General features: G+C 68.3%; 9 protein-coding genes and 1 other RNA gene. 2 read left to right on the forward strand and 8 right to left on the reverse strand.

The features are described from left to right. Positions 1-159: 159 nt before the first annotated feature. The gene (locus AB0B89_RS15175) at positions 160-843 is read right to left on the reverse strand and encodes an alpha/beta fold hydrolase (RefSeq protein WP_358552586.1); all 684 of its coding nucleotides are present in this window, start codon (positions 841-843) and stop codon (positions 160-162) included. A 192-nt stretch (positions 844-1,035) separates the two neighbouring features. Here AB0B89_RS15175 and AB0B89_RS15180 point away from each other — a divergent pair, with 192 nt between their 5' ends. Beyond that, entirely contained in the window at positions 1,036-1,188 is a 153-nt protein-coding gene (locus AB0B89_RS15180) for a hypothetical protein (protein ID WP_358552588.1), read from the forward strand. A gap of 90 nt (positions 1,189-1,278) precedes the next feature. Here the strand turns inward: AB0B89_RS15180 and ssrA are convergent. The 6 genes from ssrA to prfB form a co-directional block, all read right to left on the reverse strand. Further along, positions 1,279-1,656, reverse strand: a transfer-messenger RNA (tmRNA) gene (ssrA, locus tag AB0B89_RS15185). A 319-nt stretch (positions 1,657-1,975) separates the two neighbouring features. Then, positions 1,976-3,859, reverse strand: coding sequence for a penicillin-binding transpeptidase domain-containing protein (locus tag AB0B89_RS15190; RefSeq protein ID WP_358552590.1), 1,884 nt, complete (start codon positions 3,857-3,859; stop codon positions 1,976-1,978). A 31-nt stretch (positions 3,860-3,890) separates the two neighbouring features. Continuing rightward, entirely contained in the window at positions 3,891-4,358 is a 468-nt protein-coding gene (gene smpB / locus AB0B89_RS15195) for an SsrA-binding protein SmpB (RefSeq protein ID WP_358552592.1), read from the reverse strand. A 23-nt stretch (positions 4,359-4,381) separates the two neighbouring features. Then, a complete protein-coding gene (gene ftsX, locus AB0B89_RS15200; RefSeq protein ID WP_358552594.1) occupies positions 4,382-5,290 on the reverse strand; it encodes a permease-like cell division protein FtsX in 909 nt (302 codons plus the stop codon). 34 nt (positions 5,291-5,324) lie between these two features. Continuing rightward, positions 5,325-6,014 carry a cell division ATP-binding protein FtsE gene (gene ftsE, locus AB0B89_RS15205; RefSeq protein WP_114029179.1) on the reverse strand — a complete coding sequence of 230 codons (690 nt, stop codon included), beginning with the start codon at positions 6,012-6,014 and terminating at the stop codon, positions 5,325-5,327. A gap of 473 nt (positions 6,015-6,487) precedes the next feature. Continuing rightward, positions 6,488-7,606, reverse strand: a complete 1,119-nt coding sequence (gene prfB, locus AB0B89_RS15210; RefSeq protein WP_358552596.1) for a peptide chain release factor 2 — start codon at positions 7,604-7,606, stop codon at positions 6,488-6,490. 83 nt (positions 7,607-7,689) lie between these two features. On the opposite strand from prfB, the gene AB0B89_RS15215 reads away from it, so the two are divergent. After that, positions 7,690-8,745: a hypothetical protein gene (locus AB0B89_RS15215; protein ID WP_358552598.1), complete on the forward strand. Its 1,056-nt coding sequence runs from the start codon at positions 7,690-7,692 to the stop codon at positions 8,743-8,745. A gap of 21 nt (positions 8,746-8,766) precedes the next feature. Here the strand turns inward: AB0B89_RS15215 and AB0B89_RS15220 are convergent, their stop codons facing one another. Then, positions 8,767-13,632, reverse strand: a complete 4,866-nt coding sequence (locus tag AB0B89_RS15220) for an NAD-glutamate dehydrogenase (protein WP_358552600.1) — start codon at positions 13,630-13,632, stop codon at positions 8,767-8,769. Between the last annotated feature and the right edge of the window lie 34 nt (positions 13,633-13,666).

Genomic DNA, 13,666 nt, shown 5'->3' on the forward strand with positions numbered 1-13,666 from the left:
TCAAAACACACACCCCCTACGACCAAGCAACCGCCTGGTCACACCGACAGAACGATTTTGCCGCTTGACAGCCCAGCTCCAGGGATGTCTGACCCCCCGCCCCCGCTCACCGTTCCGGCCCCACACCTCTCCGCAAGGTCGTACGGCCTCGCGGCCCGCTCAGCGTTCGAGGAACTCCGTGACCGCCGCGAGGAACTCCTCCGGGCGCTTGGCGTGGACGTCGTGGCCCGCCTCGATCGTCACCAGCCGGGCAGCGGGGATACGTGAGGCCAGGTCGGCGACCTGATCCTGCGGCAGGTGACTGGGCGCGCCACCGGCGATGACGAGGGTCGGCGCGGTGATCTTCGCGAGCCCTTCGAGCCACTCGGGGTCGGGATGATCGCGCTGGTAGGCGGTCTGCTCGACCATGGCCCAGTCGAACGACAGCGTTCCCTCGGGCTTCGCGGGCAACGACAGCCCCGCCGGATGGGGAGCGGGCACATCCTCCAGCACCATCTGCTCGACCCGGTCGGGATACGCCTCGGCGATCAGGACCGCGACCATGCCACCAAGCGAATGGGCCACGAACGTCGCGCGATCCACCTCCAGATGATCGAGCAGCGCGACCACATCGTCACGCATCAGCTCCAGCGTGTAGACCCCCGGCCAGTCGCTGCGCCCATGACCCCGCAGGTCGGGCGCGTAGACCCGCCACGAAGCGGAGAGGCGGTCGACGACGCGCGCCCAGTCGGAGTGATCGAGCCCCCGCCCCGGCAGGAGCACCAGAGGCGGCGCACCGGCGTCCCCCGCCACCTGGTAGGCCACCCGAATCCCGTTGACACCCACAACCCGAAGATCGCCCATCACCCCAACCTAATCCGCCTCCATCCGTGTCGCCTCGAAGTTCGCGACAGGTGAAAGACCTGGGAGCGTATGAGTGAGCGACTCGAAGCAGTGGAGAAGCGGGCCGGCCCAAGCGACCGGGCTCAGAAAGAGCTGTGCCCCGGAGCCCGCTCGAAAGCGATGTCATCCGGGGCGTACGCATGCCATGCTACCGTGCGTGACCGTTCAGAGCAGGCGGACGCCGAGAGCATCAACCGGCTGGTGGGCTACATCTGCCCTACCACAGCCGTATGGATGCGAGACCACTCCAGAGTCCCGGAGGTCCTGCGGATGCGAGCAGATCCAAGCGTGATCATGACCTTCTGATACCCGATGGGCCACTTGAAGAAGCCAGGGCCGGAAAGAATCAAGGGCGGTCGGTTGGCCTTTGGGGCTTACCGACCGCCCTTGGCGATCTGGTGGAGGTGGCGGGAATCGAACCCGCGTCCTTCAACACCACGACAGGGCTTCTCCGGGTGCAGCCTGCTGCGATTTTCTCAGCCCCGATGATCACACAGGCATGTCATCGACGGGCTCAGTCACTGTTAGGTTTCCCTATCGTCCCCGTGACCGGGTCGATCGGTTTAGCCTCCTAGCGATGCCAGGTCCGGGCCGGAGGCGGTCCCGGGCTGACAAGGGCGTGGTCCTCGCTCAGGCGGCGAGGGCCATGTGGCCCTGAGTGCGCGTGTTATTGGCACTTATTGTTTTGCGGTCACAGTGTTAACGAGGTTATGTCCGCAGTCCTCGACCCGCTTCCCCTGGCGCGACATGTCGAAGTCGAAACCAGTCACCCCCTGTGGAGTTGTCGCCCGGCCTCGCGAAAGACCGGACAACCAGAAGATACTCTAGAGAACGCCTGTGGCGCGAACTTGATTCCCCGGCATGCCCAGCACAGCGGCCCGTACATGCCGAAACCCCCGGAAGCGTGGCACATGGCGCACGCCCCCGGGGGCCGACCGGCAGGGTCGAGCCGGTCCGGACGGCAGGGCTTCCCCCGAGATGAAGCCCTGGTCTCATCACGGCGACTGAGCCCGCAACCCCCAAGCGGTGCCCAGTCATCGAGAAAGACGCAGGTCAAGCCCCCAAAGGTTGCTCGCCCCAGGAACTATTTTTTTCAGGCGGCCGTGCGGGCGCTGCGGAAGAACTGACCGGCGATCTGGGCGGAGGCAGTCGCGGTCGCCGTCTCGCTGAGCACGGCCACGGCGACGTCGCCCTGCCAGCCGACGAACCACGAGAGGCTCCTCGGGCGCTTCTTGTCGGTGTAGGTGATGGCGGCGGAGACGCCGTGGACCTTGTCGCCCGGCGCCGCGGCGGCCGCGGCCGTACCGGAGGTGACGCCCGACCGCATGAGGGCGCGCAGCTTGGTCAGCGTCTGGGAGTCCAGCGGAACGGGGCTCGGCGGAGTGGCGGGCGGGACGTCGGACGAGGCGTCGGGCGAGCCGGGAGAGGTGACCAGCGTCGGCGGCCGCCACGTGCCGGAGGCCACGGCACCCGCGACCAGGGCCATCGACAGGGGGCTGACCCGCACGGTCTGCCCAGCGATGATCTTCGCCTTGGCGGCGTCACTCGTGGCCTTGGGGATGGTGCCGCTGAACGACCGCAGCGGCAGGGTCCAGTCGCCGCCGATGCCGAAGCGGGTGGCCGCCTCGGTGAGCGTGCCCGCGTCGACGCGGCGGGCCAGCGACGCCAGCGCGGTGACGCATCCGTTGGCGAAATCGCTGGCCATGGTGGGTGGCGTGCCGACGGGACCCACGGCGACCTGCTCGAACCGCGCGCCCCCGACCGTGCGGCCGACGGGGCACGGCAGCTTCTGCTTGGGATCGACTCCCCCGGCGAGCAGCCCCTCGGCCGCGACGACCGAGAACGCGGTGCCCGGGGGGAACCGGCCGTTGAGCCCGTCGCGCGCCTGGTTCATCTCGTGGGAGCTCACGGCCAGGATCTCGCCCGTCGACGCCCTGACCGCGACCAGGGTCGCGGGGACCGTGCCACTGACGGCGAGATCGGCGGAACGCTGCACGCCCCTGTCGATGGTGGTCCTCACCGACGTGGTGTTCGACCTGCCGGGCCACTGGGCCAGCTCGGCCACCTGCTCGCTCGTCTTCAGGTCGTAGGTGATGACCTTCGTGCCGGTGGAGCCGGTGAGCTGGTCCTGGTAGGCCTTCTGCAGCCCGCCCTGGCCGACGGTGTCACCCGCGCGCTGCGGCCCGCCGAGCTGCTGCTCGGTCTCTGGCGTGATCGCGCCGACCTTGCCGATGATGTCGGCCGGCTGGGCGGGCGCGACCGGCTGCGACTTCTTGTCGATCTTCAGGTCGGGGATCTCGTCCAGGCGGTCGCGAAGCTGGGCGTACTTGGTGCCGCCGAACGTCACCAGCGGCACGAAGGTCTGGGGCGGGGCCGACCTGATGCGGCTGAGCAGACGATCTTGGGCGAAGCCGGTCACCTGGTAGAGCCGTTCGCACACGCCCACAGGATCCTTGACCCTGGCGGGGAAGACACCCGCGACGTAAAGCGTCGCCTCCCTCTGGAGCGCGTCACCGTTGCGGTCCTCGATGGGCTGGCGGCCCATGGAGGAGACCTCCACCGCGAAGCGCTGCCCCTCACGGAGCTGCGGGTGGATGACGCTCGGCGACCAGCGGACCTTCCAGGTGCCGTCGACCACGTGCAGCGGCAGATCGTTGTCGTACTGCCAGATGGGGTTGTTGTCCCCGAGGTCGACCTGGACCCGGAACTTCGCGTCGGCGTTCTCGCCGTTGGTCCGCAGCCCCTTGAGGGAGAAGCGGATCGACGCGGCGTCCAGCTGCAGGCCGGCCTCTTCCAGGGCCTTCTTGACGACCTTCGGGTCGCCGTCGGTGCGCTCGGCGGCCGAGCCGAAGTCGCCGGTCTGCCATCCGACCAGGAACTGGCTGACGGCCTCGTGCGGCGACGGCTCGCTGAGGCAGGCCGACAGCAGGGGAACGGCCACGGCCAGCGACAGTCCCGCCGACAGCGTTCTTCTCATGCGTACGACTAGCGGCACGGCTGATCGGACCTCATCGGTTGCGGTGACGAAGGGCGCGGGCCATCTCCCGGGTCGCCTGCTTCTCGGCGAGGTCGTGCCGCTTGTCCCAGGTCTTCTTACCGCGCGCCACACCGATCTCGACCTTGGCCTTGCCGTCCTTGAAGTACAGCGACAGGGGGACCAGCGTCAGACCGGACTCCTTGGTCTTGTTGATGATCTTCCCGATCTCCTTGCGGTGGAGCAGGAGCTTGCGGGGGCGCCGCGAGGCGTGGTTGGTCCACGTGCCCATGTGGTACTCGGGGATGTGGATGTTCATCAGCCACACCTCGTCATCTTTGACCTGGGCGTACCCGTCCGACAGGCTCGCCCGGCCGGCACGGAGGGATTTCACCTCCGTGCCCATCAGGACGAGCCCCGCCTCGTAGGTGTCCTCGATCTGATAGTCGTGCCGGGCACGCTTGTTCTGGGCGATGAGCTTGCGCCCGGTCTCACGTGGCATAGCGTCGAGCCTACCGGGGTGTGTCACACCCTCAGGTATCGCCGGAGGGTGACGAAGGAGGCGAGGATACAGATCAGCACGCCGACCACGGTCGTCAACGTGATCACCTGCGCGACCTCGGTCCAGCCTAGCTGCGTGGACAGGACGAAGTAGCTCTTCATCCCGTCGAACAACACGATCTTGGCCAGCATCAGCAGGATCGCGGAGATCACGCCGCCGACCAGGCCGGCGATGGTGCCCTCCATGACGAACGGTAGCTGGATGTAGAGGTTGGAGGCGCCGACCAGGCGCATGATCCCGGTCTCCCGCCTCCGGTTGTACGCGGACAGCCGCACGGTGTTGCCGATCAGGAGGATCGCCGCGAAGACCTGGATCATCGCCACGATGAGCGCCGCCCACCGCAGCTTGTCCATCAGGCCGAAGAACTTGTCGAGCAACTGCTGGTCGTTGACCACGTTGGACACGCCCGGGGCGCCGCTGAGGCGGTCGAACACGGCCTTGTAGTCATCGGGGTTCTTCAGCTTGACCCGGAACGACTCGGGCATGTCGTCGACCTTGACCGCGGAGAGGAACACGCTGTTGCTGCTGTAAGCGGCCTTGAAGTTCTGGTAGGCCTGCTCCTGGCCCTCGAAGGAGACCCTGTCCACCTGGGCCATGCTCTCGATCTGCGTCTTCAGCGCCTGCTTCTCCTGGTCGCTGACGGCGCCGCGGCCCTTGCAGGCCTGGAACGGGTCGTTCTTCTTGCACAGGAACGCCGACAGCTGGACCTTGTCGGACCAGTAGCTGCTCATGCTGCCGACCTGTGCGTTGATCATCAGCCCAATGCCGAGCAGCGCCATGCCGATGGCCACGGTCACGATGACCGCGACGGTCATCGTGAGGTTGCGGCGAAGGCCGATCCAGACCTCAGAGAAGATGAAGTTTGCCCGCATGCTGTGGGTGTCCCCTGTTGCTCTCGCTTGGTGATCAGTACGCCTGACCGTAGACGCCGCGTGACTGATCTCGGACGATCTTGCCGTCCTCCAGCTCGACCACGCGCTTGCGCATGGAGTCGACAATGGCGGCGTCATGGGTGGCCATGACGACGGTGGTGCCGGTCCGGTTGATCCGGTCGAGCACCTTCATGATCCCGATGCTGGTCGCGGGGTCGATGTTTCCCGTGGGCTCGTCCGCGAGCAGGATCATCGGGCGGTTGACGAACGCGCGGGCCATGGCGACCCGCTGTTGCTCACCTCCGGACAGCTCGTCGGGCATACGGTGTGCCTTTCCTTCCAGGCCGACCAGCTCGACGACCTCAGGCACCACCTTGCGGATGAACCGCCGGGGCTTGCCGATGACCTCCAACGCGAACGCCACGTTCTCGTAGACGTTCTTGTTGGGCAGCAGCCGGAAGTCCTGGAACACGCAGCCGATGCGGCGGCGCAGATGCGGCACCTTGAAGTTCGACAGGCGCGCCAGATCCTTCCCGGCGACATGTATAGCGCCCGAGTTCGGGCGCTCCTCCTTCAGGACCAGGCGGAGAAAGGTCGACTTCCCCGACCCCGAAGGACCGACCAGGAACACGAACTCACCCTTGTCGACGTCAACGCTGACGTGGTCGAGGGCAGGGCGGTTCTGGTTAACGTAGACCTTGGTGACATTATCGAAATGGATCACAGGCGCATCACGGCATGCCAGTCTAGGGGTTAGGACGGTCGCGGAAGTGGCCGCGTGGGCCACAGCGCATTGCTCGCCGGCCGGGGGGCGCCGCTCTTTACCATTGATCGACGTTCCGGTTGGCCGAGGCTCAGTCTAGGGGTAACACTGGCATGGAACGTCCATAACGGAAACAAAACGATTCCACACTCGCTATCAGGCTGGTAAAGCGATCACCGTGGAGAGGGAGATATCCCGTGAGCTGCGAACATCTCATCTGTGCCCAGTGCGCCGGTCCAGTCGTGGAGGGCCGCTGCCCCGCCTGCCGGGCCAGTAGGGCCAGGGTCCATCACCATGGGCTGGGGGGTCTTTCCCCCATGCTCATCGCGATAATCCTGTTTGTCCTGCTCGCTGCGACCCTGGCGCTGAAGCACCTGTACGGCGCCTGACGGCGTCCGGTACGGATCCCGGAGCGCCGGGATCCGTACGAGGGGCTAGCCCGCCGCGCCCGACTCGATGCGCCGCGTCCATCGGATCTCGCCCTCGATGAACTCGTCGAGGTCGCCGTCGAGCACGGCGCTGGGGTTGCCCGCCTCGACGGAGGTGCGCAGGTCCTTCACGATCTGGTAAGGGTGGAGGACGTAGTTGCGGATCTGCGTGCCCCACGAGGTGGTCGCCTCGCCACGCAGCTCCGACATCTTCTCGGCCTCTTCCTGCCGCTTGCGCTCCAGCAGCTTGGCCTGGAGCACGGTCATCGCGGAGGCGCGGTTCTGGAGCTGGGACCGCTCGTTCTGGCAGGAGACGACGATGCCGGTGGGCAGGTGGGTGATGCGCACCGCCGAGTCGGTGGTGTTGACGCCCTGTCCGCCGGGACCCGACGAGCGGTAGACGTCGATGCGCAGATCGTCCTCGTTGATGTCGATGTGATCGGTCTGCTCGACGACCGGCACCACGTCGACGCCCGCGAAGGAGGTCTGGCGGCGGCCCTGGTTGTCGAACGGGCTGATGCGGACGAGCCGGTGGGTGCCGTGCTCGCCCCTCAGCGTGCCGTAGGCGTAGGGCGCCTTGACGACGAAGGTCGCCGACTTGATGCCGGCCTCTTCGGCGTAGGAGGTGTCGTACACCTCGGTGGAGTAGCCCTTGCGCTCGGCCCAGCGGAGATACATGCGGAGCAGCATCTGCGCCCAGTCGGCCGCGTCGACGCCGCCGGCCTGGGAGTTGATCGTGATGAGCGCCTCGCGGGCGTCGTACGGCCCGGCGAGCAGCGTGCGCACCTCCAGGGCGTTGACGTCGGTGCGCAGGGACGCGAGCTCCCGCCCGGCCTCCTCGCGCGTCTCGGCGTCGTCCTCGGCCTCGGCCAGCTCGTACAGGACGTTGATGTCGTCCAGCCTGCGGAGAAGGCCCTCGACGCGGTTGAGCTCGCCCTGCATGTGGGAGAGCTTGCTCGTGACCTTCTGCGCCTGCTCAGGGTCGTTCCACAGGTCTGGCGCGGCAGCCTGCTCCTCCAACTCGGCGATCTGCTTTCGCATAACGTCGAGGTCCAGCACGTCCTGAATGCCCTTCAGTGTGCCGGTAAGCTCGCTGATCTCTTCTGCGGGATCGATGGCTGCCACATCTGCCAAGGGTACGCGACACCGGAGGCACCTCGCGCGTGGCTAGCATGGGCGGTCTGCGGGGGACCCATCGGGAGGCGAGCGTGAACCGGACCATGCGTGCGGTCCTGGCGATGTTCCTGTCCGCCGTCACGGCCGCCGCGTGCGCGTCCGGCGGGCACGAGATCCGGCGCAGCCCCGTCGCCGCCACCTCGGCGTCCACCGGCGCCTCCACGCCCGTCCCGTCTCCTTCCGCCTCGCCGACGGCCACGGACTCCCCCGCGGTCACGCTCACCGAGGCGGCGGACGTGATGCGCGAGATCCTCCAGACGGACGACGTCCTGCGGGCGTCGGGCGACGAGTCCTACGCACTCCAGCAGGTGCAGGGCGCGCAGAGCCTGATCACCGCGACCGCCTTCCAGTCGACCGGCATGAAGCCGCCCCGCTACACCTGGGGGAGGCCGAAGCTGCTGGTCCCGCAGCTCGACCGGTTCCCCTACTGGTTCGCCGCGGTCGTCGAGCGGCGGGACGCCGACGGGGCGAGCCGCACGGCGGTGCTCGCCTTCATGAAGCAGTACGAGATCTCCCGCTGGCAGCTCAGCTTCGCGTCCCTGCTCTACCCCGGCACGAAGCCACCCGAGGTCAGCCTGGACTCCCGGGGGTACGCCACCCCGCTGGCCACCCGCGACGACTCCATCGCGATCAGCCCGCACCTCATGGCGCCGCTGCACGCGACGATCGCCGAGGAGGGCCCCGGCGGGTTCGCGGCGGGCCTGATCGCGGCCGGCCCGCAGACCACCGGCTACTTCACCGAGGTGAAGAAGATCCAGCCCGAGGCCAAGCTGCGCGGGTTCCTGTACGACTCGCTCTTCGCCGCGACCGCCTTCCCCATCTTCGCCCTGCGCACCACCGACGGCGGAGCCGTCATCCTGTACTCCCTGACGCGCACCACGCTCCGGCAGGCCAAGATCAAGCACGCCGACGGGCTCGTGCCCGTGCCCAAGGAGGTTCGCTGGGCCGTCGGCAGCGTCGTGGTGCCGAACACGCTCCGGGTGGTCGAGACGCAGCAGTACGTCAGCCACGTCTTGCGCAGGGGCGCCGCCGAACCCGCGAAGATCATCGGATTCGACGGCGCCGCCACCGGCGTCAGCGACAAGTGACGCCGCCCGGCGCGTGAGAGGTCAGCCCTCGGCGTGGGGCAGGTTGCTGGTCGCGACCAGGGTGCGCACCGCGCGGAGCGCCACCGACAGCGTGGCCAGGTCGAAGTGGTCGCTCTCCCAGATCTCCGACAGCGTCTGGCGTGCACGCGCGACGGCCGCGGAGTTCGCCTCCGACCAGCGGGCCAGGCGCTCCTCGGGCGTCAGCCCCGGCTCGCTGTGCGTGAGGACGTCACGGGTGAGCGTGGCGTGCGCGGCGTACAGGTCGTCGCGCAGCGCGGCCCTCGCCATGGAGTTCCACCGGTTGTCGCGGGGCAGGGCGATGACCCGCTCGCGCAGCCGGGCGAGCTGGAGCCGCTCGGCCAGGTCGAAGTAGACCTCCGCGACGTCGAGCACGGGACGGCCGGTACGCGAGGAGATCTCCACGAGGTCGAAGGTCGAGTACGCCGGCACCATCACCGCCGCGCGTTCGGCCAGCTCCGCGGGCACGCCCCGTGCCAGGAACCCGTCGCGGCGCTCCTCGAAGGCCGTGAGGTCGGGCCCGGTGAGCAGCTTGGGCAGATGCGGCAGCAGCCCGTCGGCGCCCTCGACGAAGAACCTCACGGTGGAGGCCAGGTCGAGCGGGGGCCTGCGGTTGCCGAGCAGCCAGCGCGCGCCCCGCTCGGCGAGCTTGCGGCCCTCCAGCAGCATGGCGAGCTGGGTGGCGGTGTCCACCTTGTTGTCCAGCGCCTCGACGTCCCGCCGGAAGCTCGGCAGCTCGAAGACCTCCCTGGACACCAGATACGCCCTGGCGATGTCGGGGGTGGACGCGCCCGTCTCCTCGCCGAAGCGGAACATGAACGTGGTGCCGCTCGCGTTGACCAGGTCGTTCACCACGCGGGTGGTGATGATCTCGCGGCGCAGCGGGTGGGCGTCCATGGCCGTGCGGAACCGCTCTCGCAGCGCCGAGGGGAAGTAGCCCACCAGCCACGACTCCAGGTACGGGTCGTCGGGCAGGTCGGAGGCGAGCAGCTCGTGGTCGGCCACCAGCTTGGTGTACGCGAGCAGCACCGAGAACTCCGGAGCGGTGAGCCCGAGCCCGGCCTGGCGCCGCTCGGCCAGCATCTTGTCGGAGGGCAGCGCCTCCAGCTCCCGGTTGACCAGGCCCTCGCGCTCCAGCTTGCGGAGGTAGCGGGAGTGGATGTGCAGCATCTCGGGGGCCTGGGCCCGCGCGGCGGCCAGCACGACGTTCTGCGCCTGGTTGTCGCCGAGCACGAGCCCGGCCACCTCGTCGGTCATGTCGAGGAAGAGCTGGTCACGCTGCTGGTCGGTGAGCCGGCCGTCCCGCACCACGCGGTCGAGCAGGATCTTGATGTTCACCTCGTGGTCGGAGGTGTCCACGCCGGCCGAGTTGTCGATGAAGTCGGTGTTGACGAGCCCGCCGTTCAGCGCGAACTCGATGCGGGCGAGCTGGGTCAGGCCGAGGTTGCCGCCCTCGCCGACCACCTTGCACCGCAGGTCGGCGGCGTTGACGCGCAGTGAGTCGTTGGCCTTGTCGCCGACGTCGGCGTGGCTCTCGGAGGACGCCTTGACGTAGGTGCCGATGCCTCCGTTCCAGAGCAGGTCGACCGGGGCCTTCAGGATGGCGTTGATCAGGTCGTTCGGGGTGAGCGCCGACACCCCGTCGGAGAGGCCGAGCGCCGCGCGCATCTGGGGGGAGACCGGCACCGACTTGGCCGTACGCGGCCAGACGCCGCCGCCGGTGGAGATCAGCTTGGTGTCGTAGTCGGCCCAGGAGCTGCGCGGCAGGGCGAACAGACGCGACCGTTCGGCGAAGCCGCGCGCGGCGTCCGGCGAGGGGTCGACGAAGATGTGCCGGTGGTCGAAGGCCGCGACCAGCTTGATGTGCTGGGAAAGCAGCATGCCGTTGCCGAAGACGTCGCCCGACATGTCGCCCACGCCCGCCACCGTGAAGTCGGTGGTCTGGACGTCGATCCCCAGCGAGCGGAAGTGGTAGGCGACGGACTCCCACGCGCCCCGCGCGGTGATGCCCATGGCCTTGTGGTCGTAGCCGACGGAGCCTCCGGAGGCGAAGGCGTCGCCGAGCCAGAACCCGTAGTCCTTGGACACGCTGTTGGCGATGTCGGAGAACGTCGCGGTGCCCTTGTCGGCCGCGACGACGAGGTAGGTGTCGTCGCCGTCGTGCCGCACGACGTCGGCGGGCGGGACCACCTTGTTGTCGACCAGGTTGTCGGTGATGTCGAGCAGGCCCGAGATGAACTGGCGGTAGCAGGCCACGCCCTCGGCCATGAGCTCGTCGCGCCCGCCGCCCACCGGCGGCTTCTTCACGACAAAGCCACCCTTGGACCCAGTAGGCACGATGACCGTATTTTTCACCATCTGGGCCTTGACCAGGCCGAGGACCTCGGTCCGGAAGTCCTCCATGCGGTCCGACCAGCGCAGGCCGCCCCGCGCGACCTTGCCGAACCGCAGGTGAACGCCCTCCACCTTCGGCGAGTACACGAAGATCTCGTACTTGGGCCGGGGCAGCGGCAGCACGCTGATCGCCGAGGAGTCGAACTTGATGGAGATGTACGGCTTGCGCTTGCCGTCCACCCGCTGGAAGGCGTTGGTGCGCAGCGTGGCGAGGATCATCTCCAGGTAGGCCCGCAGGATGCGGTCCTCGTCCAGCGAGGCGACCTCGTCCAGGGCGGCGAGCACCTCCTCGTGCAGGGCCTCGCTGAGGTCCTCCCGCGCGTCGTCCGTGCGGCGCGGGTCCAGCCTGGACTCGAAGAGGCGGACGAGGAGGTTGGCCAGCCGGATGTTCCCGAGGAGCACCTTTTCGATGTAGCGCTGGCTGAAGGCGATGCCCGCCTGGCGGAGGTACTTCGCGTAAATCCGCAGGATCTGGGCCTGCTCCCAGGTGAGACCGGCGCCGAGCACGAGCCCGTTGAAGCCGTCGCTCTCGATCTCACCGCGCCAGAGCGCCGCGAAGGCGTCCTGGAACAGCCGCTTGAACTGCTCGTGGTCGACCACCTCCGAGTGGGGGCACCGCAGGCCGAAGTCGTAGATCCAGGCGGGCCGCTCGCCCTTCCTGGTGATCTGGTACGGCCGCTCGTCCACCACCTCGACGCCCATGCGCGACAGCAGGGGGAGGATCTCGGAGAGGGAGATCGCGGAGCCGATGCGGTAGATCTTGAACCGCCGCTCGCCCTGGGTCCGGTCGCGCGGCTCGTACAGATCCATCCCGATCTGGCCGGGGGCGTCCGAGAGCCGTTCGAGGCGGTACAGGTCCGCGACGGCCGTACGGGGGCTGAAGTCCTCCTTGTAACCCTCGGGGAACGCCGCGGCGTAGCGGCGGGTCAGCGACGTGGCCTCCTTCTCCGGGGAGAACTCGCCGATCGCCGCGGCGAGGTCCTCCTTCCAGGAGCGGGTGGTGGCCGCGATGCGGGCCTCCAGCTCCGCGAGGTTCACATCGGCGCCGCCCATCGGCTTGCCGCGCTCACCCCGGATGACCACGTGCAGGCGGGCCAGCGGCGACTCGCCGATCATCGTGCTGTAGTCGAGGGTCGTGCCGCCGAGCGTCTGGATCAGGATGTCCTGCATCCGCAGGCGGACGTCGGTGGTGTACCGGTCACGCGGCAGGTAGATCAGGCAGGAGATGTAGCGGTTGTAGTCGTCGCGGCGCAGGAAGAGCTTGACCCGCTTGCGCTCGCGCAGGCGCAGCACGCCCAGCACCATCGGCACCAGGTCGTCGGCCGACACCTGGAACAGCTCCGCGCGCGGGTAGGTCTCCAGTATCTCGATGAGGTCCTTGCCGTCGTGGCTGTCGGCGGTGAGCCCGGCCTTGTCGAGCACCTCTTGGAGCCGGTGCCGCAGCACCGGGATGTGCGAGATCGACTCGCTGTAGGCCATGTGCGAGAACAGGCCGAGGAAGCGGCGCTCGCCGATCACCTCGCCCTCGGGCGAGAAGAGCTTCGCGCCGATGTAGTCGAGGTAGGCCGGCCGGTGCACGGTCGCCCTGCTGTTCGCCTTGGTCACGACGAGCAGCTGTTTCTCACGGGCCTTCGCCCGCAGCTCGGGGGACATCGCGGCGAAGCTGGCCGAGCCGGCCTTGTCGGCCCGCAGGATGCCGAGGCCGGTGCCGGGCAGGGCGCGCAGCCCGTCGCCGTCGGGGCCCATCTCCAGGCGGTACTCGCGGTATCCGAGGAAGTTGAAGTGCCCGTCCGCGAGCCAGCGGAGCAGCTCCAGGCTGTCCTCCAGGTCTCCGGGCGGGAGCTCCGGCGGGGCGGCCTCCAGGTCGCCCGCGATCTGGAGGGCCAGGGCCCGCATCTTCGGGTAGTCCTCGACGGAGTACCGGACGTCCTGCAGGACCCGCTGCAGGTCCCTCTCCAGCCCCGCGAGCACCTCGGGGTCGCCCTGCCGGTCGATCTCGATGTGCATCCACGACTCGACCAGCACCTGACCGGTGAGCTCGGCCTGCTCGCGGCCGAGCATCTTGCCCGTCATGTCGCGGCGGACCTTCATCTGCGGGTGCACGATGATGTGGGCGCCCATCTCGTGACGGTCGAGCTCCATGGTGACCGAGTCGACGAGGAAGGACATGTCGTCGGTGACCACCTCGACGACGGAGTTCCCGAGGTCGAAGCCGTGCTGCTCGACCGTCGGAGTGTAGGCGCGGACCAGGGCCCGGCCCTGCGGACGGTAGTCGGCGAGCCGCCGGTGCGCCATGGCCGGCCCGTACAGCTCCACGGGCTCGCGGTCGATCACATCCTCTGGCGCGACATGCCGGTAGTAGAGCCGCAGAAACTCAAGGATGCTCTCACCGTCGAGGTGATCGCCGTCCGGGGTCTCTGCACACAGTTCAGCAGCGGACCGCAGAAGCCGGTCCTTTGCCTCGTCGAGCGGCATGTCGCTCTCACTCCTTTGTGAGGGTTCGCCTTCG

Source organism: Sphaerisporangium sp. NPDC049002, assembly GCF_040649355.1.
Taxonomy (GTDB): domain Bacteria; phylum Actinomycetota; class Actinomycetes; order Streptosporangiales; family Streptosporangiaceae; genus Sphaerisporangium.

Excerpts from the sequence above, each read along its gene's own strand:
- AB0B89_RS15220 (WP_358552600.1), bottom strand. The coding sequence starts at position 13,632 with ATGCCGCTCGACGAGGCAAAGGACCGGCTTCTGCGGTCCGCTGCTGAA.
- ftsX (WP_358552594.1), bottom strand. The coding sequence starts at position 5,290 with ATGCGGGCAAACTTCATCTTCTCTGAGGTCTGGATCGGCCTTCGCCGC.
- AB0B89_RS15175 (WP_358552586.1), bottom strand. The coding sequence starts at position 843 with ATGGGCGATCTTCGGGTTGTGGGTGTCAACGGGATTCGGGTGGCCTAC.
- smpB (WP_358552592.1), bottom strand. The coding sequence starts at position 4,358 with ATGCCACGTGAGACCGGGCGCAAGCTCATCGCCCAGAACAAGCGTGCC.
- AB0B89_RS15190 (WP_358552590.1), bottom strand. The coding sequence starts at position 3,859 with ATGAGAAGAACGCTGTCGGCGGGACTGTCGCTGGCCGTGGCCGTTCCC.